Source organism: Lewinella sp., from assembly GCF_050633125.1.
GTDB lineage: Bacteria > Bacteroidota > Bacteroidia > Chitinophagales > Saprospiraceae > Lewinella.
Map to the genome: position 1 here is coordinate 51469 of NZ_JBOEFX010000102.1, position 21596 is coordinate 73064.

The window sequence follows — 21596 nt, forward strand, 5'->3', positions numbered from 1 at the left end:
TTCCGGATTACTTTAAAAAAAACACCCCACAATTCATGTCTGCAAAAAACACCTACTCCGACGTCATCGCTGCTGAAGACGAGCTTTTGCGAGAAAGACGTAGAAAAATAATGGGGGATGATTTCGCCGCCGATCTCAACAACAATCGTTTTGGTTTGGCGCTATCCGGCGGCGGTATCCGTTCTGCTACTATCAACCTTGGGATTTTAAAAACGCTTCACAAGTTTGGCATTCTCAAACAAGCTGATTATCTGAGTACCGTTTCAGGAGGTGGGTATACCGGGGCTTATATTCAAGCTACCACCAAAGAAAGAGGTCAAGATGGAAAGCTGTTTGCGACCGAGCACTTGGCCTACATGCGCTCTCATGGAGAATACCTTTTTCCTGGTACTGGCCTGGAAAAAATATGGAACCAACTCACCCTGGTCGTTGCTTTTCTGATCAGCTTTTTAATGAGCCTGCTGAGCCCTGCTATCCTGGTAACACTGGTCGTAGGGTCGTACTTTTTCTGTGATTATTATGATTTGATTACCGTCAACTTCATGGATGCGCTCCAGCATCATTGGCAGTGGTTGATGCCCGAACTTCTTTATGGCGGCATTGTCATATTCGTACTTCACTACCTGCTTAATATTGCACAAGTATACAAGCTAGATAGCTCCAATCTCTTCAACCACCTAGAGACTTTGGTTGTTGTCGGCATTCTAAGCACCTTTGGTTGGCCGTTGGTTAAAAGTTTTCAATCAGTAAAATCACCCAACGCTGAGCAGCTTCTCTTTTTTGTAACAGCTGGCTTTATCTTGGTACTAATGGGGTTATTCACCAACCCTAACGCAACCAGCTTTCATCGTTTTTACCGCAAGCAACTGGCGGATGCTTACCTTCATTTTGCCACCAACAATAAGAATATCTTTCTGCATCAATTGTGTCAACCACAGAGTGATGAAGCTAAAGACTACCTCGCCCCTTACCCTTTGATCAATACTTGCTTGAACCTACAATCAAGTAAAGATCCTAATTTCCAGGGGGCAAAAGCCAGCGATTATTTCCTGCTTTCTCCGCTTTACTGCGGGGCCAAACTAGTAGGCTATGTACCGACGGAGAAAACTATTGGTTACAGGCAGATGACCTTGCCCGCCGCGGTCACCATTTCAGCGGCAGCCGTCAACCCGGGGCTTGGTGCTTACTCCAACAAACTCCTTAGTATTCTCCTTACCGTTTTCAACCTACGGCTTGGTTTCTGGACCTGGAATCCTCTCAAAATAAAAACAAGCTGGCCCTTGGTCTGGTGGCCTTTCTACTTTTTCTACGAGCTATTTGGTCGTATCGGAACTGATAAAAAGATGATCAACATCAGTGACGGAGGGCATATTGAAAATCTTGGTGTCATGGAGTTGCTCCGTCGCCAATGCAAACTCATCGTCTCGGTGGATGCTGGTGCTGACCCCAAATTTACTTTTGCCGACTTGGAAAACCTAGCGGTCAGAGCTCGTAACGAATTAGGTATAGACATCCGTTTTCGCCCCGATAATATACCAGAAGACATCATGCGGGTAAACCCCAGTCATGGCTATTCCCGCAAACGATTTGCCGTAGCTGATTTGTACCAACTATGGGAAAAAGTATGTACTGACGAAGGCGAAGAAAAGATTGTACACTATCCCGGCGGAAAGAAAACAGGTGTTTTTGTTTACGTAAAAAGTACCGTTACAGCACCTACCGGCCGGCCTGATGACGCTGCCTTTAAGGACGCTTTCCAGTATGGTACGTACAAGTACAAAATTTACAATCCCGATTTTCCTCATGAGTCTACTGCTGATCAATTTTTTGATCCAATTCAATGGGAGTCTTATTTTCAGCTAGGGCAGTTCATTGCTGGTGATATCCTAGGGGTAGATAACCTCAATGACTTTGATGTAGAAGAAGCTTTCACGATCCCACTGGATGAACTTTACCGCCATTTTGATGAAGACATGCAGCTGTTTGGAGCAATGGCATTGCCTACGCCAAGTGTTCGTGGAAGGGGGATGGACGACCTCATGATCGACGCTGCCCAGCAGGGACCAGATCAGGAAATGGAGGGGACACCTACGGAGTATAAAATGTAGAAAAATTTATCTAAGCAAGACCTTGCCGGAGTAAATCGAATAAAGCGGTGTTGATATAATAATTGCTCCGGCCAAGTCTCACTTTTTCAGTTAACCCCAGCGCTGTTAAGGTATTGAGGTATGTTGAAGCTGTATTACGATGAATATTTAGCGCCTTCTCCATAATCTGGATTTTGGTATAAGGGTGTTGAAAAAGGTGCTCCAGCAATTCTTTTCGATAAAAAGTAGTTTCCTCCCTCATTCTTGTTTTATAGCGCAACATCAATTCTCTTATTTCCTTGATGAGATAAATCGTTTGATAGGCTGTTTCTTCTACCCCTTTAAGTAGATAAACAACCCAGGCCTCCCATTCATTATTTTCACGTACAGCCTGCAAATGATGGTAATAGAGAAGTTTATTTTGAATGATGTAATGACTTAAATATAAAACGGGGATATCCAACAAACCTTCTTTTACCAAATACAAAATATTGATAATACGCCCAGTACGTCCATTGCCATCATAGAAAGGGTGGATACTCTCAAACTGATGATGAATAATCGCCATTTTTATTAATGGATCAAGCGTATCCAGGTTATTATCGTTAATATACTTTTCTAGATTCCCCATGAGGTCTTTGATCTCCTCTCGATCTTGAGGAGGCTCATAAACCGTTTCTCCTAAATTATTCTTCAGCGTCGTACCGGGAATGACACGGAAGCCTGCATTATTATTTTCTAACTCACTTTGGATAGCTAAGATGGTACGATTGAGCAGTAAGCCTGTTTCTCGAACCATCTGAAACCCCGTATTTAAGGCAGATATATAGTTTTGTACTTCTTTTGCAGCAAGATTTTGGTAACTATCGTCTATTCCTGCTCGAAATATCTCATCATTGGTCGTAATAATATTTTCTACAGCAGAACTATCTTTAGCTTCTCCCAATCCCAATGTATTGATAAGAATATGCTCGTTAGGAATAGTTTTTGCTTCTCCTTTCAACTCAGCTAGTGCTCTACTCGCACTGTTAAGTTGCAACAGGACAGGAATAGTCAGTAGATTAAGGTCGCGGGGTAAAGGTATAATTGAAGAAGCCATAAGTGCGCATTATACGCACAAAATAATGCTTTTTTTGTGCATATATACATTGACGTGCACAAAAACAACACCTTTTTGTGCACGTTAATAATTCGCGCACAAAATCACGTCCGTTTCGTGCACATCATAAAACGCTGTTTCACCTACCCCCCCCATCATCCTTATCCTTGCCAAAGAGCACTTTACCCCAATGTTCTCGGCGCTCATCCCGGCGTTCGTATCGCTCACTCTTTCGGCGTATTCTTTGGGCGTATTCCGCCAGCGTTTCGTTTTCGCGACGGGGATTCTTATCAAGGAGCTCTTGCAGAAGCGCAGCGTCCATTGATTCAATGGTGCGGTTCCATTCTACCATCTGATCAACGGGGGCGTCTTCGTAACCCACAATCGGCATTTCTGGCAAATAAGGTGGGCATTCCAATAAGGCGAGCACCATCTCCGGCGGTTCAGGGTAGGTAGCCCTTCGGATCGCTTTGAAGTTGCTGTCTTTGATTACGCGTACGGTATAGGAGCCAAAAACTGGCAGTGCCGTACGTGATGCTTGTCCCCTTGAGAGGCTGCGAAAATGAATACCGGGATGGTCCGTACCTACCCATACACCTGTTACCATTTTGGGGTTAAACCCAACAAACCAACCATCAGCTTGATCTTGAGTGGTACCTGTTTTTCCCATTAGTGTACCGCCAATACCAAACTCGGTACGCAGGCGTTTTGCTGTGCCACTGTCTACCACGCTTTGCATAATATTCAGGATCATATCTGCGTGGCCGGGTTCTAGTACTTTCTTAAAACGATTGCCATCGGGACGATCAAAGGTTAATAAAACCTCACCTTCGGCCGTCTCTATCCGATCTAGGTAATGGAGGCGATCCGGGCGATAACCTCGATTGGCAAAGGTCGCATAAGTCGTCACCATGTCCAACAAGTTGGCCTCCACTGCCCCCAGTGCGATTGCAGGCACTTCTGGGATATTGCTACTGATCCCCATATCGTGTGCCAGCTTCACTACATTCTTGACGCCCGCCCGGAGGAGAAGTTCTACCGCAATGGTATTGACCGAATTACTGAGCGCACCCGCCAAGGAGTAAGCTCCACCGTATTTCCCATCGCTATTATGGGGCTGCCAGCCTTTGAACTGGTCATAAGTACGTAGCTCATTCGAGGTATACTCACAGGGCATCATCCCACTCTGCAAGGCGGCCGTGTAAACAATTGGCTTGAAGGTAGACCCTACTGGCCGCCGTGATTTTACGTGATCATACTGGATAAAACGATGATCACCACCGCCTACCCAAGCCCTGACTAGCCCGGTCTGTGGCTCAACAGAAAGCAAGCCGACATTCAGTAATGTCAAATAATGTTTGAGCGAATCCATCGGGCTGAGCAGCGTATCCACCGCGCCTTCTCCCCAAACGAAGATGGTCATCGGCATTGGCTTATCAAAACTCTTCTGAATCCGCGCTTCATTGGCCCCCTTTTGCTTTAAGTCTTGGTAACGCTGCGTTTTTTCCAATGCACTTTGCAGTGTTCTTTCCGACCAAGGGGTGCGCTTTTTCCAGTCGTCTTCAAACCGACGCTGCACCAATGGCAACTGGTAGGCCACTGCTGCCTCGGCGTGCCGTTGCATTCTGCTATTGATGGTAGTATGAATTTTCAGGCCATCGGTATAAAGGTTATAAGCGCTGCCATCAGGTTTCTTGAGGTCCTTTATCAGGCTGGTGACTTCCTGGCGGAGTTGCTCGCGGAAATAGGTAGCCATTCCTTCATTGTGGCCTTCTTGTTGGTAGTCTAGCTCAAGTGGCAAAGCTTGCAGGCTGTCCAAAACACTGGCCTCCAGGTGACCAGCGCGGGCCATTTGGCTCAACACTACGTTGCGGCGCTCCGTAGCAGCTTCCGGATGGCGACGAGGATTGTAAGCCGTCGTTGCTTTGAGCATTCCCACCAATACAGCCGCTTCTTCCGTACTCAGGTTTTCGGGCGACTCGTTGAAATACCGAAAAGCCGCCACTTTGATACCAAACGCATTTTCTCCGAATGGGACGGTATTGAGATACAGGCGCAGGAGTTCTTCTTTGTTGTAAATACTTTCCAACCTACGGGCTGTAAACATTTCCCGTAGCTTGTTGATAGGCATCCCTAAAAAAGCATACCCTCGCCGAGGAAACAGATTTTTAGCCAACTGTTGGCTCAATGTGCTTCCCCCGCCAGAGGATTCATCACGCATTAATATTGACTTCACCAGTACACGGCCCCAGGATCGTAAATCAATACCACTGTGTTCAAAAAAGCGGGAATCTTCCGTAGCGACCAGCGCATTGATGACCTCGGGAGAAATCTCATCCAATCGCGCGTCGGTTCGGTTTTCTATGTAATACTTGCCCAGGAGCACACCGTCTTCGCTGTAAATTTCTGATGACTGGTTGTTCTCCACATTCTGCAACTCACCATACGTAGGCAGTGCGCCGAAAGCACCCTGCCACACCAAAAAAGCCAACACTAATACAGCTACTACACCAGCGATTATTGGCCCACCTATTCCATAGATAGCAAGTCGCAATTTTGACTGCTCCTTGAACCAGGCTCCAAACCGTTGGCCTTTCTTCCCAAGGTACTGCTGAAAGCTAGTGGTGATTTTCTGAAATTCTTTTTGCCAATTCATACTGCTGTGTTGGACGGAGGTTATTTATCGCTTTTTTTCTTTGCCGCAGAGACACGGAGACACGGAGGTTATTTTTGCTTTTTTTCTTGCCACTAAGACACGAAACCACAGAATAACACAAAAAAATATTTCGTGAATTTTAGTGCCTTGGTGCTTTCGCGGCTACTTTTTTCTCTCGCAAGAAAACGAACCGACGACAAAGATAGTGTTAATATAAAATGTTTTTTATTTTTTAATCATGCAATTTTTTAATTTAAAAAAACTGCCGTGCCTCTTCTGTGGCCAATTATTTTCAACGTGAGAACTTTTGCTAAAACTCGCAAATCCCCATTAGAATGTCCGATTTCGTCAAATTGCTTTCGCAAGAAACGAGGGTTCTTTACGCTAAGAAATTCGGTAAGCATATTTTTTTTTAAAAAAACTACCCTCCCCCCACTTACCTCATCCCTACTATCGGACATATACCGATATACAAAACGAAAAAGCCATGTTCTACACCACTTGTTTGTGTTTGCTTTTAGCTGGCTTCAAGCTACTAAATCGCTGTCTGGCTGTGCAGCGCGTGAAATAGTTCACTCACTATTCATAGAAGGTGGAGCGCATTACAGAAGTGCTATTCCTTGCCAAACTCCTATCCCACCTTCCTCCCTCGAGAGGGAGGACCGAGGAGGGAGCTAAAACCCATATTCAAAAAAATGGAGATCGCTGAAAATCCAGAACAGAGTAAGCATTGTACCCAGTTTATTTATCAAAAAATTTTGCTGATGAGAAATTCATTTTTACTAACATTCATCCTATCACTGCTACTCTACGGAAGTACGAGTACACTCTTCGCCCAAACCCAATCCGTAGCCATCGAAGGCGTTGGCGCGGCTTATGCCTTAGCGGAAAAGGATGGCCTTATTTACGTTAGTGGGCGCACAGCAAATGCAGTGTATCGTTTTGACCCTACCGCCACTATGCCTATGCTAGAGACGGTAGCTACCTTACCTATCAATGACGCTAATGATCCTTTTGGCTTGGCTTTCTACGGTGATGTATTGTACATAGGAACCCGCGAAAATGGTATTCATAAGATCGACCTTAGTAGTAGTATGCCAATGCTGGAGCAGGTGATCCCTCACCCGGGTGGGACCAGAATAATAGGTATGACCGTTGCTGGCGATGAGCTATTTTATGCCCCTCAGACCCTTGGTCGCATCGACAAAATTGACTTGACAGCTGCCACACCAAGTCCCGTCACCGTGGTCAGTGGCCTTTCGGGCCCAGCAGGGTTAGCAGTTAGGGGCAATCAAATGTACATTACAGAGACTAATGCCAATAGAGTTTCTTCCTTTAATTATCTGGAGGCGAACCCAACCGTTACTCCGGTAGCTAGTGTTCCTGGCCAACCTGTCGGCCTAAGTATTGATGGTAGTTTATTGTTCACTGCAGTAGTCGGCGGCCTGCGGCAAGTTAACTTAAACGACGCTATGCCTACATCGACTTCCGTACCAGGGGTTTCCTTAAGTGATCCTTGGGGTACCGTGGTCTACCAAGGTATCCTATACATCACCAATGACAATCGGGTATACAAAGTAGAAGGTTTACTCCCAACTTTTTCCCTGCCCGTTACTTGTGCTAATGAAGACATGGTCACCCTCGGCGGTGCCTCCCCCACCGGCGGCGTATACAGCGGCCCCGGCGTAACTGACAATGGCAACGGGGAAGACTTCACCTTTGACGTAGCTGGCCAGGGTACGGGTAGTTTTACCGTTACCTACACTATTGGCTCAAGCATGGCCAGCTCTACATTGGAAGTAGTAGCCGCCCCCACCGTCACCTTCTCTACCGGCGGCCTCAGCGTGCAAGTAGATGCTGGTGTGCAAACTGGCCTCAGCGGAGGTATGCCTGCGGGTGGTGTGTACAGCGGCAACGGCGTAACCGACGATGGCAACGGCATGACCTACAGCTTTGATCCCGCCGCAGCGGGTGAAGGTGAAAATGTGATCACTTATACTTATTCGGATGCGAATGGTTGTGGTGGTGAGCAAGGGGCTATCATTACGGTAACGGCACTAGCTGTACCCGGCGACCTTTGCGATGAGGCGATTGACATCTCTGCTCAATTCGGGCAAGCTTTCAATGAGCCACAAACGACTGGTTTATTCGACAACACCATGTTTACTACAGGTGCAGATGACCCCGCTGCTGGTTTCGATTGCTTCTACGGAGGTGATGCGCTACAAAACTCTGGCTGGTTTTCCTTCACAGGTGATGGCAATACCTACCAGGTACGCAACGTACAATGTACTGGCCCTAATGCCGACCTCGACCTTCAGGCAGTCGCCTATAGCGGCACCTGCGGTAACCTTACCACAGTAGCCTGTAATGACGACAACCCTGCCGGAGGAACGCTAACCTTCCTTTTAGAATTTGACACCCAAGAAGGCGTAGAATACCTGATCCTCGTAGATGGTTATGATGGAACGGTTGGAGAGTTTTGTATCGAGGTGACGAACCTGACAGACCCTCTTCTACCTGGTGAAATGTGTACCAATCCCATCGACATCAGTGCCTTGATAGGCCAAGCAGAGATGGTACCGCAGGTATCGGACACTTATGACAATGCGGAATACAACACCGATGATACCGATCTCCTACCTTCTTGTTTTTTCCAACTTCAAGACGGCACCGCGACTATGTACTATGCTTTCACTGGCGATGGTAATCGCTATACGATCAACAGCATCAACAACAGCAACCTGGATGCCCCACTAGCCGGGGTCTTGTTCACTGGCACTTGCGGGATGCTTACGGAAGTAGCTTGCGCTTATCAAGGGGGCGTTGCCAATTTTGGTATCGACATAGAGACGGAAGCAGGCGTCGATTACCTCTTGATGGTGACGGAAGATTTCCCTGAGTTATCGAATACTTTCAACCTCGAATTCACCAATCAGGGTACTACCGGTGTCACCGATATCGCAAATACCGCCCTGCGCGTCTTCCCTAACCCTACCAACGGTCTGGTACAACTGCCTCAAATCGACATGGAGCGCGTAGAAGCCTACGACGCTACCGGCCGCCTAGTCGTGAGCCAGCAGCAGCCCGGTACTAGTATCGACTTGGGTGCACAGCCTGCTGGCTTGTATATCCTGAAGATGTACGCTGGCCAGGAGGTGTACTCGGCGAAGGTCGTGAAGGAGTAAGCAGGGTGTAAGGGTTAGCGCTTTTTACACGCTTATCCATCCGAAATTTCCGGGACAACGCTTACCTTTTTACATGACCCTCCCTAACCCTCCCTGGAAGGGAGGGAACTGCACCTATCCTTACCCCCTCCCTTCTAGGGAGGGCCGGCGTGGGTCCTAAAGACCACAAGAAATTAGCTTTTTTTAAGGGAGAGTGCCCGTCGTCTTCGAGAGAAGCGGCGGGCTTTTTTGTTAATTCTAAAAAAAGCGAAGGGGTCTGCTACCACGAGCAACTATGCTCATAAATATTTGACAGCTTAGTGACCGTTCCCTCCGTAATGATCGATAAACCACTAAAACCCAGCCTCCCCCCTGAGAATGTCCAATTCCGTCAAGCCCTCCACTAAGAAACAAGAGATACTTGCGCTAAGAATTTCGGTAAGAATTTTTTTTAAAAAAACAGCTCCCGCACTTACCTCTACCACTCCACCTGACATATACCCACATACGAAACGCAAAAGCCATGATCTACACTACATTCTTGTGCCTGCTTTTAGTCTGCTCTGCAGTACTGCATCGGTACTTTTCAGTGCAGCAGTTTGGATGGCCTGGCAGGGAGGATTAGGGTGGGTCAAAATGGCTAGGGTGGATCCTGAAAACCCCTATTCAAAAAAATGGAGGAAGCTGAAAATCCAGAAAAGAGTAAGCATTGAACCCAATTAAAAATTTTTATGAAAAAGTTTTATCTTTTATTTTTACTGTGCTCCTTGAGCATGATGACTGCCAAGGCGCAGGTGACGGATATTCTAACAGGCTTAACCTTCCCCTATGATTGTGCCCTGTACGGAGACGATCTTTACATTGCAGAACTAGGAGCAGGTCGTATTGTCAAGATTGACATTACTGCTCCCGCTCCACCTGCTATTGAAGTAGTGCTGACTGGATTAAGCAGCCCAGCAGCCATGACCATCAGTGGAGACTTCCTCTATTACGGCGAAAGCGGAGCCGATAGAATTTCCAGGATTGATCTTACCCAGGCTACTCCAGTACCTGAAGTAGTGCTCAGTACAGGACTTGCCACCCCGAATGACCTTTTCGTTGATGGTGACTTTCTTTACATCACCGACGAGGGAGTAAATCAATTAATACGGGTAGACCTCACGGAAGCAACCCCTACGCCTGTTGTGATAGCGAGTGGATTATCTGCTCCTTTAGGCATAGCAAAATTTGGGGATGCCATCTATCTATCTGTATTTAGTAGTTCTTCGATCGTAAAGGTCGACATTACCCAAACACCTGCAGTGGTAACAACAGTAGCTACTGGCTTTACCCAGCCTGCTGGAATAACACTGGATGGTAGCTTCCTATATATTGCCGAAGGCGGTCAAGTTTCCAGAATTAACCTTAATGCTGATACGCCTACAGCTGAAGCAGTAGTAACGGAGGGCATCGTGGGTTCTCGCAATGTCGCGTTTGACGGTATAGATATGTATATCGCCCAGACGGGTGGTACCTTTGGAGCAACAGGTAAGGTTTCTAAACTGGCGATCGGCACCCCCGCATTTTCCAACCTACCTAATGTTTGTTCGGATGATATGCCGATGATGCTCGGCGGTGCTTCACCAAGTAGTGGTGTGTACTCCGGCCCTGGTGTAACCGACAATGGCGACGGCAGTACCTTCTCTTTCAACCCTACAGCAGCGGGAGGAGTAGGAACCTTTAACGTTACCTACACACTTGGTGGCGTGATGGCTAGTACTACACTTGAAGTCGTAGCCGCCCCCACCATCACCTTCTCCACCGGCGGTCTCAGCGTACAAGTAGATGCGGGTGTGCAAGCTGGCCTCAGTGGCGGTATGCCTGCGGGTGGTGTATACTCCGGCAACGGCGTCACCGACGACGGCAATGGCATGACCTACAGCTTTGACCCGGCAGCAGCGGGCGAAGGCGAAAATGTCATCACTTATACTTACGCAGATGCCAATGGTTGTGGTGGTGAGCAAGGGGCTGTTATTACAGTAACGGCACTAGCTGTACCCGGCGATCTTTGCGATGAGGCGATTGACATCTCTGCTCAGTTTGGCGGGCCTTACAATGAGCCGCAAACGACCAACATGTTCAACAATACCAACTTTACAACGGGTGCTGACGACCCTACGGCTGGCTTCGACTGCTTCTATGGAGGTGACCAGCTCCAAAACAGTGGCTGGTTCTCCTTCACGGGCGATGGCAACACCTACCAGGTACGCAATACCGTGTGCACCGGCCCTGGTGGAATAGACCTTCAGGCAGTGGTCTACAGCGGCAGCTGCGGCAATCTTACCACCGTAGCCTGTAATGATGACGATCCTGCTGGAGGCTTGGCCTTTTTCATGGAATTCGATACCGAAGAAGGCGTAGAATACCTGATCCTCGTAGATGGTTTTGATGGAACGGTTGGAGATTTTTGTTTAGAAGTAACCAATGTGACGGAGCCGCTGCCGGGGGATGAGTGTGCGGATGCAATTGATATTAACAACTTGTTTGGTCAAGCGCAGATGGTGCCGCAGTTGTCGGAGGAATATGATAATAACGGCTACAGCGTTTCGAGTACCGATCCCACATCTACTATCTGTGGAATAGGCTTTACAGAAGCCAGCCCCATTTGGTTTACGTTCATAGGAGATGGTAACCTCTACAATATTGCTAGTGTTGATGCCACCCTCAATCTTAATAATGTTCTCTATTCCGGCGAATGTGAAAGTCTCATTGAATTGAACTGTAATTTTCCTCCAGGGGACGACTTTGGATTTGATTGGCAAACCGAAGCTGGCGTAGAGTACTCTTTATTAGTTAATAATAGTGATTTCGGTGCAACAGGTACCTTCAATATCCAAATCACCAACCAAGGCTCCGTAGGCGTGACCAACATCTCAGAAACCGCCCTGAGCGTCTTCCCTAACCCTACCAATGGTCTGGTACAACTGCCTCAAATCGACATGGAGCGAGTAGAAGCCTACGACGCTACCGGCCGCTTGGTCGTAAGCCAGCAGCAGCCTGGCACCAGCATCGACTTGGGTGCGCAGCCGGCGGGCTTGTATATCTTGAAGATGTACGCTGGCCAGGAGGTGTACTCGGCGAAGGTCGTGAAGGAGTAAGCAGGGTGTAAGGGTTAGCGCTTTTTACACGCTTATCCATCCGAAATTTCCGGGACAACGCTTACCTTTTTACATGACCCTCCCTAACCCTCCCTGGAAGGGAGGGAACTGCACCTATCCTTACCCCCTCCCTTTCAGGGAGGGCCGGGGTGGGTCCTAAAGACCACAAGAAATTAGCTTTTTTTAAGGGAGAGTGCCCGTCGTCTTCGAGAGAAGCGGCGGGCTTTTTTGGGGAACTTAAGCAAAGGGATCTGCTGCCCCTTGCGGCCAACAAATCCCTCTACCTTATACCAAATACGGTCAGATTGAAAAGCCATCAACCATAGCACTTCCAAGCCAACCTGACCAAACCTACTCTACCACCACTGTTTTCACATTGTCATCATCGACACGGTCGATCAATAAACGCAGTGGGTCTATGGCCGCTTTGGCGGGAAGTTTATCTAGTGTGAAGCTCAACTCGCCTTCTTCCTGGGTGAGATAAATCCGCTGGCGCATAATCAGCTCCTCTTCGTCGCGATCGGCATAAAAACCAATGTCGATCCAGTCGTTGAGGGTAGCTTCATTAGTATTACCGGCGCCGTCTGCTTTTAGTTTCTTGGCTAAGAAATTGACGGTCACTTCGTATTTACCATTATCCAAAGCTTTGGCGGTTGCTTCTTCCATACGCAGGTCGTACAGCGTGATGTCTTCAAACCAATCGGCTATTAGATACTGTAAAGAGTCTGGCACCTGCGGTTCCAGGTAACGCATAAAGTCATAGGCTGTTGGGTAAGGAGGTTCCTTGTAACGGAACTCTTCCAGGAAGCCACGCAGGGCAGCGTTCACTTTGTCTTCGCCGATATAATCCTGCAGCGCATAGAGGATCACCGAACCTTTTCCGTAATGAATATGCCCTTGGTTTTCGACTTTCATCAGTGGTTGCTCCTGTTCTGTTTCGCGGCTACGGCCACGTAGATAACGTTGCAAATCATACTTGAGAAAGTCTTTCATTTGCACCTCATCTGTTCCTTGTTTCATTACCATCAGAGAAGAATACTCGGCAAAGCTTTCGCTCAACATCGTTGATCCTTTCATGTTGGCTCCGATCACCTGATGCGCCCAATATTGGTGGGCCATCTCGTGAGCAATTACAGCATCTACCACATTGTTCTTGTCCTCTCCTTCCAGGTCAATGATAAAGCCAAATGCTTCGGAATACGGCATGGTGCCGGGAAAAGCCTGGGCAAACGTAGCGTAACGAGGAAACTCGATAATCCGCGCTTGCTTGTGATAATACGGACCGAAATTTTCGGTGTAATACTTCATCGACTTTTCCAAGGCGTCCAGCATCCGTTCTACGTTTACACCATGATCGGGATGATAATAGACTTCGAGGTCAATGCCTTTCCATGGTCGGGTAGCCACCTGATAATCCGCAGAAATGAAAGAGTAGAAATTCTGCGAAGGGTGGTCTACTTTGTAGTGGTAGTGGGCACGCCCGTCTTTCACTTCTTTGCTCACCAAAGAGCCCGGTGCAATAGCAATCTGATCTTCGCTAGTCGAAATAAATGTTTCGACCATTACCCAATCGGAGGTGCCGTCGGTCAAATAATTGCTCATACAGAGGTCCGAACAGTTTTCCTGTAAATCAGGCATCCGCTGGCGTTCAGGCAGGTCGTATTTGCGCCGCTTGTTTTTATCGCCCAATTCAAAATTGGGGTCATAGCCCAAGGAAGGCAAAATGCTTCCATTGTTAAAGAATGTGCCGTTTTTCAAGACAGACATATTTGAAACCTCATTTTCAAACCCTTTAGGGGTGTAATCAAAACTAACCACCATCTCCATGCTGTCGCCGGCCTGTAGCGGTTGGTTCAATTTATAAATGAGGAAGCCCAATTCTTCGTCTTCAAAAACCAGTTCGCTATTGGGTATTTCGACCTGCTGGTGGTAGCTTTCCGACACCGTAAATATCAGTGAATCCAGTGCTACTTCATTTTTATTGGTCACCAAAAGTTCTGCCCGTCCATTGGTGGTTCGTGTCTCTGGGTAAATGTCAATAAAGTATTTGGTATCCAAAATACTAATGGTTGGAGCATCAAGGTATTTGCGGTACTGCTTTTCGTAGCTAACTTGTTGTAATTCCTGTTCATGAGAAGTTTTATACGGATTGAGCACTTGCGTATTGTAATACACAAATCCAGCCACTACAATAAAGGCTACACTAAAGAATCCCAACGCTCCATAATACCTACTGCCCAGTGCTTTACGCCCGGCAGCCAAACGATCTTTAACCGTTTTACTGGTGCCGCGTGGCCAAAGCAAGGCCGCTAATATGACGGTAAGGATACCAAACAGCACCCAATAACCATTGAACCAGAAACTTCCTGTCACACCTGGGCCAAACGCATTCATATCAGAATACATCGTGCTTGGGGTACCGCCGATACTCAGCATATTGGTCTCGATTTTCAAGACCAGATAAATGATATCCAACATAAACAACAATACCACAGAAGCAAAGTAGCCGAGGTACTTGTTATTGATAACAACTTGTATAAAGATCAGTAAACCTCCCCAAGTGAGATACACCAAAAAAGCACCTGTAAAAAAGTCCCGCAGGTAAACATTCAATTCAAAATTGGTATACCCATTAAACGCTTGGTATAGAATAGCCACTACCATCAAGGTAAGGTGCAGGATACTCGCCAGAGAAACCAGCGACAAGGTTTTCGCTACCAGTGAAATTACCGACCGGTGCGGCGTGCCATCTATCACTTCGTTGATGTGGTTATCCCGGTCACGCCAAACCAGCTCCCCGCTAAAGAACACCAGGATGATAAGTACAAAAAGCGAGGAAAGATTATTGACCTCGTCCAGCATTTTGTAGGTCACCGGAAAAGATTTCAACCCAAAATATTCAAATCCCCCCCAAAGGTTAGAAACCAATAAAATGAAGGAAAACAAAAGCAGGATCACAAAGGTACTGCTCTTGAACATCGATAGAAAGTTGATCTTAAAAAAGCTCCGGAAAGTCTGCCAGCCCGATATTTCTTCAATGGTTTCAGGTATCAAAGGCTGATAGATAATTTTTTTCTCTACCGTTGCCACTTTCTCTTTCTTAGCCTTCTTTTGCTTTTTTGCTTTAGTAGCAAAGGAGAACCCAAAGTAGGAAAGCGCCAAAACGGCCAACCCAATGCCCATCCACAACAAGCGATTGATCAGCAAGTGACCGCCAAAAGCAGGCCCTGTTACATTGCGTTCTGCTGGTGTAAAATACTGGGTGTCCAAATCGTAGGCTGAAATACCAAAAACATCCACTAAGGCTGCTGTTGCCTGGTTGTCAATGTCGCTAGTAAGGCTTAAAGAGATGATGTAGCCCACGATAATCAGCAGGGTTCCTACAAAAGAAATAATAGTACTCTTGAAGCGCGTGGCCAGCAAGAAAATGATCGTTCCTGCAAAGAACATATTGGGCACTACGAATAAAAAGTAGCTGCTAAAAAACGCTCCCCAGGGCGTAGGCCCAAGTCGTTCTGGGCCGACCCATTCAAAAATAGGTGCTAAAACCCCACCAACAACAACTCCCAGGTATACGCCTACCATCACGAGGGTAGACAGTAGCCAGGCGCCCATAAAGCGACCAAAAAAGTACCCCGCCTTGCTGAGTGGTGTACTAAAAAGGATTTCGCTAAACTGGTATTGATAATCACGCAGGGCCGCATTGTTGAAAAAAGCGGTCGCAAAAAGGAGTCCAAAAATATTGAGCACACTTACAAACACCCCAATCACCGCCGGAGCATTCTTGTGTACATCACCTACTGCGCCACCAATCATCACATTGTCGCTCACCACGGCAAAAAACACCAATAGCGCCACGATAAACATAAAAATATAAATCATCGGCCGCTTGAGCGCCGAAAAGACTTCTCGTTTGAAAAAAGTAAAAAACATAGTCTGGGGGATTTAGGCAACAGTGGCGTGAATAGTAGTAAAGAACACATCTTCCAGATTAGGGGCTACTTCTACAAAGCCATCACCTGGTTGCTGATCACTCAGTACATGAATCTGTGGCTGGCCTCCCACCATTTTATCAGAGATAATGGTATGCTGCGCAGCATAAGCTGCCTTCTCCGAACGGTCTATCGTCTTGCGCCATACCTTGCCTTCCAGCGAAGTGAGAGCATCAGTCGGGGTGCCTTTATACACAATTTGCCCTAGGTTCATAATTGCCATATCTGTACACAATTCCCGCACATCATCTACAATATGAGTAGACAAGATCACGATCACCTCTTCGCCTACTTCTGCCAACAAGTTATGAAAGCGGTTGCGTTCGCCGGGGTCAAGGCCCGCCGTGGGTTCATCTACGATAATCAGTTGCGGGTTGCCAATCAGTGCCTGCGCAATACCCACCCGCTGCTTCATCCCACCAGAGAATCCGCTTACTTTCTTGTTGCGCGCTTCATACAGGTTCACTTTTTGTAGCAAATACTCTACCAGATCCTTACGGGTATTTCCATTGCTGATGCCTTTCAAAGTCGCAATATGATCAAGCAACTGAGCAGCCGTAATCCGTGGATACACGCCAAACTCCTGTGGCAAATACCCCAGTACTTTACGCACCGATTGTGGATCGTTGAGGATATCAATATCGCCAAGAAAAGCCGTACCAGAATCAGCTTCCTGCAAGGTTGCCAGCGTTCGCATCAGCGACGATTTTCCTGCACCATTGGGGCCCAACAGGCCAAACATTCCTTTAGAGAGTTCCAAATCGACATCTACGAGCGCGCGCGTGCCATTAGGATAGGTTTTATTCAGGCCATTAATCTTAAGTAAGGACATTTATCAGTAGGTTTTCCAAAAAAAATGGGTGTGATAAGAGACAACACAAAAATAATGTGCCATCCAAGTTAAGGAAAACCTGCCGAGTAACGCTATCCTACTCCGGCATTCTAGACATACAGCCGCTATTCTTAGATAAGTTGAGGGAAATTAGCCACCATTCGAAAAATAGAAACGAAGCATATGCTCGCGTAAAACACGGCTTCCCGCTGACGTAGTCGGTGCTCCGCAAGCGCAGCGCAACACACCGAGCGTAGAAGAAAACACCAAGACATCCGAAGCTATAAAATCAAAAAAAACGCTACTGCTCCCCCGCTATCGTCTCCGCCAATTCAATTTTTAAATGATGCCCAGTGTGGCTCTTCTTGTTTTTAGCAATTTTTTCCGGGGTGCCGCTGGCCACTAAAGTCCCACCACGACGACCACCTTCCGGCCCCATGTCAATAATATGATCGGCGACCTTGATGACGTCGAGGTTGTGTTCGATAACAATTACCGTATTACCTTTATCTACCAGCTTCATCAGTACTTTCAGCAGGTAGCGAATATCTTCAAAGTGAAGACCAGTGGTTGGTTCATCCAGGATGTAAACCGTATTTCCAGTATCTCTTTTTGATAGTTCCTCCGCAAGTTTTACCCGCTGTGCTTCTCCGCCAGAAAGAGTAGTGGCCTGCTGGCCCAAGGTAATGTAACCCAAGCCTACCTCTTGCAAAGTTTTTAGCTTACGGAATATCTTTGGGATAGGCTGGAAAAACTCCACGGCTTCGTGTACCGGCATTTCGAGTACATCATTAATGGATTTTCCTTTGTAGATAATTTCCAGCGTTTCGCGGTTATAGCGACGGCCAAGGCAGGTTTCGCACTCTACGTAGACATCCGGAAGGAAGTTCATCTCTATTCGGCGCATTCCTGACCCCTGACAGGTTTCACACCGGCCACCTTTCACGTTAAAGGAAAAACGACCAGGCTTGTAGCCACGGATTTTGGCCTCCGGAAGGTTGGAGAACAAGCTACGAATATCAGTGAATACCCCCGTATAAGTGGCTGGATTGGAACGTGGTGTCCGCCCAATAGGAGATTGATCAATTTCAATCACCTTATCCACATGATCTAGGCCTTTGAAGGATTTATGAGGCAAGGGTGGCTTCAGGCTACGATAAAAATGCTGCCGCAAAATGGGGTACAGCGTTTCGTTGATCAAAGTAGATTTTCCACTACCTGATACGCCGGTCACACAAGTAAATGTGCCCAACGGTATTTTCACACTTACGTCTTGGAGGTTATTGCCACTAGCGCCTTTCAGCTCCATGAATTTCCCGGAACCTTTGCGGCGTTCCTCCGGCAGTTCGATATCTTTTTTGCGACTTAAATACTGAGCGGTTGTTGTTTTACCGGCGTTTACAATATCAGCAGGGAGGCCCTGGGCCACAAGGTCACCACCAAGTCGTCCGGCTCCCGGCCCCAGGTCGATAAGGTAATCAGAGGCCAGCATGATATCGCGGTCGTGTTCGACGACGAGCACGGTATTGCCAATGTCGGTTAATTCCCGAAGCGCTTCAATCAGGCGTTGGTTGTCACGTTGGTGCAGGCCAATACTCGGTTCGTCCAAAATATAGGTGATCCCCGTTAATTGCGAACCAATTTGAGTAGCCAAACGAATACGCTGTGCTTCTCCGCCGGAGAGTGTCCGGCCGGGGCGGTCAAGGCTGAGGTAGTCGAGTCCTACTTGCAGCAAAAACTCCAAGCGAAACCGAATTTCTTTGATGATATCACGAGCGATCAGCTTTTGGCGATCACTCAGGTGTTGGTCTACCGTTTCCATCCATTCGTTGAGGGCCACGAGGTCCAAAACGGCAAGATCAGAAATATTTTTTTCGTTGATTTTAAAGTGGAGGGCTTCTTTACGCAGTCGCTGTCCATTGCAGGTAGGGCAGGTGCTAATGGTCATAAAGTCCTCTGCCCAACGCCGGATCTTTTCCGACGTAGAGTTGTCATACCAGCGTTTCAGCATAGGCACAATACCCTCTTTGGCAAGGTTGTAAGACAAGTCGTGTGAGCTCTTGCTCTTCACGCGAAAGCTGTTGTCTCCTCCAGTCAAAATTGCCTTTAGGGCTTCCGCTGGAATGTCCTCGATAGGGGTAGCAAACGTAAAATTATGCTTCTTGGCAATGGCCCGCAGCTGCTTGAAGGTCATGTTATCCCTCACATCCCCAAAAGGCGCGATACCGGCATCATTGATGCTCTTGCTACGGTCCGGGATGACTTTGTCTTCGTCTACCTGATTCACCACACCCAAACCTTTACATTCCTGGCAGTAGCCATACGGTGAATTGAAAGAGAAGGTATTTGGCGAAGGTTCTTCGTAAGAAAGGCCACTATCAGCGTCCATTAAGCTACGGCTGAAAGCTACAACGGTATCGTCTTCATGATCGGCAATCATGACGAGGTCGCCGCCCATTTTAAGGGCTATTTGCAAGCTGTTGGCTAATCGTTCCCTACGTTCATCACTCACTTTAAGGCGATCAATCACCAATTCAATATCGTGTACTTTATAGCGGTCTACTTGCAAGCCTGGTGTGAGGTCGGTGATTTCTCCGTCGATCCGCATTTTGGTATACCCCTGCTTGCGCATCTGCTCAAAAAGCTCACGGTAATGTCCTTTACGGCCACGTACCAGTGGAGAGAGGACCGATATTTTACGATTCTCAAAATCAGAAAAAATCTGCTCCAGGATTTGCTCTTCGGTATAGCTCACCATCTTCTTGCCGGTCTCGTAACTGTAAGCTTCGCCGATCCGGGCGTAGAGCAAGCGGAGAAAATCATAAACTTCGGTTACCGTCCCCACAGTCGACCGCGGATTGCGGCCAGTGGTCTTTTGTTCGATACTGATCACGGGGCTCAGGCCGGTAATCTGTTCGACTTCAGGGCGCTCCATCTCACCAATAAATTGGCGGGCATAAGCCGAAAAGGTCTCCATGTAGCGGCGCTGTCCTTCGGCGTAGATGGTATCAAAAGCCAGCGACGATTTACCACTACCGCTGATGCCAGTAACAACCACGAGTTTGTCACGTGGGATAGCCACATTGATGTTTTTCAGGTTGTGCTCATTGGCACCGGTGACCTGAATGAAGTCTTCGTTGAATAATTCGTCGGAAATACCGACCTCTTCTGTAAGGGGTGATGCTGATTTAGCCATGTATCTAGCGCTTCAAATGAGCCCTGCTGTCTTTTTGTTACACATTGCAAACCACAAACCCTAGGTTGAGGTTTAGCAAACCGCTAAATTAGCGATATTATTCAGACAATCAATGATTGAGTAAACTATGATACCTGAAAATATGCAACTCGGAGACACAGAAACCATGATCCTCTCCGCCACCGTCATCCTTTTGCTACTAGCGTTGTTAATACTGAAGATCAGAAGTAATAAGCGTAATTTTTAAACGGAGGAAGGATGCGCAAAGGACGTTGGATTTTAATTGCACTCTTAATTTTTGGCGCGTTTACCGCTGGCTGGAAACGGGTTGAGCCTTTGTGGGATTCTGCCCGCCATGATCCGGCGCTGGGTATTATTTATCTAATTATCATTTTGTTGGTAGGGATGACTATTGCGCGGGTAGTGGGGGATTGAGTAATTATTAAGAACTTTTTATCGTAATTGTTGCGATAATTTAAAAATCAAGAATGCGTATTTTCTCATTTTTACTGATACTGTTTTGTGTAACTTCAACTAACGCACAAAGTGAAGGAACAGCTACTCAAATCCCAGGGACGAATTTTTATCTAGAAATCCCTGAAGCATACACACTTCTGGCAGAGAGTAATGGAATTACGGATGGTAATGTCACTGTAGGCATGCTCGAAATGGCAGATGTAAATTATGAAAATGAGAAAAGTGACTTTGATAATATTCAGAGTGATTACGCAGCAAAAGGAATTGAACTAAAAGAGAAGAGAGCCTTTAAATTTGGAAAATACGATGCTTTGTTTTTTGATTTAGCAACTACTCCTAAAATATACCAGGTCTTTTTTGGAGCGGAAAACTTTTGTGGCTTCTTCAATATCATCGTAAATAATGAACAAGATTTTGAACTCGCTCCGCTATTAAAAATGCTGTCATCGGTGAGTTACCGTCCATCCACATTGGATCCAATGGAAGAGCATGCTTTGTTTACGATAGGTACTGAAGAGCAAGGTTGGTCTTTTGCGAATTTTTCAATGAATAGCTTTGGATTTGAACACGAAGGAAGTGAGGACATGCTGTTGATTATGCAGCTCCCAGGGCAAGTTCTTTTACAGGCAAGACCACAGGATTTGCTCATTGAGATGAGAAATAAATTCCGCCTTAATGAGGAAATGACCATCAAAACAATGGACGAAGGGACTATTACCGTCGCTGGTGAAGAGGGATACTTTATGGAATTAGAAGTAACTACTAAAAGCGATGGCGATACAGGGTTGCTTTATTTATGTTGTTTCGGAAATAAAAACGCGGTTTTATTATTTCAAGGGATGGGAGATGCGATAGATAAATCTTCACTCGAACGGTATAAAAAACTACTGCCAACTATTACAATCAAGGGTTTAAGTGACTAATGCCCAGTTTTTTCCATCAATTCAAATTTC

10 protein-coding genes are annotated in these 21596 nt (G+C 46.8%); 5 read left to right on the forward strand and 5 right to left on the reverse strand.

All coding sequences use genetic code 11. The features are described from left to right. Positions 1-35 precede the first annotated feature (35 nt). Entirely contained in the window at positions 36-2108 is a 2073-nt protein-coding gene (locus tag ACRBG0_RS21085) for a hypothetical protein (protein ID WP_431488829.1), read from the forward strand. 10 nt (positions 2109-2118) lie between these two features. Here ACRBG0_RS21085 and ACRBG0_RS21090 read toward each other — a convergent pair whose 3' ends face one another. Both ACRBG0_RS21090 and ACRBG0_RS21095 read right to left on the reverse strand, forming a co-directional pair. Beyond that, positions 2119-3186: a Fic family protein gene (locus tag ACRBG0_RS21090; protein ID WP_431488830.1), complete on the reverse strand. Its 1068-nt coding sequence runs from the start codon at positions 3184-3186 to the stop codon at positions 2119-2121. A 139-nt stretch (positions 3187-3325) separates the two neighbouring features. Continuing rightward, a complete protein-coding gene (locus ACRBG0_RS21095) occupies positions 3326-5842 on the reverse strand; it encodes a transglycosylase domain-containing protein (protein WP_431488831.1) in 2517 nt (838 codons plus the stop codon). Between the two features lie 764 nt (positions 5843-6606). Here ACRBG0_RS21095 and ACRBG0_RS21100 point away from each other — a divergent pair. Together ACRBG0_RS21100 and ACRBG0_RS21105 are read left to right on the forward strand one after the other, a co-directional pair. Then, positions 6607-9030: a T9SS type A sorting domain-containing protein gene (locus tag ACRBG0_RS21100; RefSeq protein ID WP_431488832.1), complete on the forward strand. Its 2424-nt coding sequence runs from the start codon at positions 6607-6609 to the stop codon at positions 9028-9030. 710 nt (positions 9031-9740) lie between these two features. After that, positions 9741-12146, forward strand: coding sequence for a T9SS type A sorting domain-containing protein (locus ACRBG0_RS21105; RefSeq protein ID WP_431488833.1), 2406 nt, complete (start codon positions 9741-9743; stop codon positions 12144-12146). 351 nt (positions 12147-12497) lie between these two features. On the opposite strand, the gene ACRBG0_RS21110 is transcribed toward ACRBG0_RS21105, so the two are convergent. The 3 genes from ACRBG0_RS21110 to uvrA all read right to left on the reverse strand — a co-directional run bounded on the left by ACRBG0_RS21110 (position 12498) and on the right by uvrA (position 20166). Then, positions 12498-16079, reverse strand: coding sequence for a M1 family aminopeptidase (locus tag ACRBG0_RS21110; RefSeq protein WP_431488834.1), 3582 nt, complete (start codon positions 16077-16079; stop codon positions 12498-12500). Between the two features lie 12 nt (positions 16080-16091). After that, the gene (locus ACRBG0_RS21115; protein WP_431488835.1) at positions 16092-16970 is read right to left on the reverse strand and encodes an ABC transporter ATP-binding protein; all 879 of its coding nucleotides are present in this window, start codon (positions 16968-16970) and stop codon (positions 16092-16094) included. Positions 16971-17271: 301 nt separating this feature from the next. Then, complete coding sequence (gene uvrA, locus ACRBG0_RS21120) at positions 17272-20166, reverse strand: excinuclease ABC subunit UvrA (RefSeq protein ID WP_431488836.1); 2895 nt, start codon at positions 20164-20166, stop codon at positions 17272-17274. A 258-nt stretch (positions 20167-20424) separates the two neighbouring features. Between uvrA and ACRBG0_RS21125 the strand changes: the two genes are divergently transcribed. Then, the gene (locus ACRBG0_RS21125) at positions 20425-20601 is read left to right on the forward strand and encodes a hypothetical protein (RefSeq protein ID WP_431488837.1); all 177 of its coding nucleotides are present in this window, start codon (positions 20425-20427) and stop codon (positions 20599-20601) included. 53 nt (positions 20602-20654) lie between these two features. After that, positions 20655-21566: a hypothetical protein gene (locus tag ACRBG0_RS21130; RefSeq protein WP_431488838.1), complete on the forward strand. Its 912-nt coding sequence runs from the start codon at positions 20655-20657 to the stop codon at positions 21564-21566. Positions 21567-21596 lie beyond the last annotated feature (30 nt).

Coding starts and splice junctions, on each gene's coding strand:
- ACRBG0_RS21085 (WP_431488829.1), top strand. CDS start 36: ATGTCTGCAAAAAACACCTACTCCGACGTCATCGCTGCTGAAGACGAG.
- ACRBG0_RS21090 (WP_431488830.1), bottom strand. CDS start 3,186: ATGGCTTCTTCAATTATACCTTTACCCCGCGACCTTAATCTACTGACT.
- ACRBG0_RS21095 (WP_431488831.1), bottom strand. CDS start 5,842: ATGAATTGGCAAAAAGAATTTCAGAAAATCACCACTAGCTTTCAGCAG.
- ACRBG0_RS21100 (WP_431488832.1), top strand. CDS start 6,607: ATGAGAAATTCATTTTTACTAACATTCATCCTATCACTGCTACTCTAC.
- ACRBG0_RS21105 (WP_431488833.1), top strand. CDS start 9,741: ATGAAAAAGTTTTATCTTTTATTTTTACTGTGCTCCTTGAGCATGATG.
- ACRBG0_RS21110 (WP_431488834.1), bottom strand. CDS start 16,079: ATGTTTTTTACTTTTTTCAAACGAGAAGTCTTTTCGGCGCTCAAGCGG.
- ACRBG0_RS21115 (WP_431488835.1), bottom strand. CDS start 16,970: ATGTCCTTACTTAAGATTAATGGCCTGAATAAAACCTATCCTAATGGC.
- uvrA (WP_431488836.1), bottom strand. CDS start 20,166: ATGGCTAAATCAGCATCACCCCTTACAGAAGAGGTCGGTATTTCCGAC.
- ACRBG0_RS21125 (WP_431488837.1), top strand. CDS start 20,425: ATGCGCAAAGGACGTTGGATTTTAATTGCACTCTTAATTTTTGGCGCG.
- ACRBG0_RS21130 (WP_431488838.1), top strand. CDS start 20,655: ATGCGTATTTTCTCATTTTTACTGATACTGTTTTGTGTAACTTCAACT.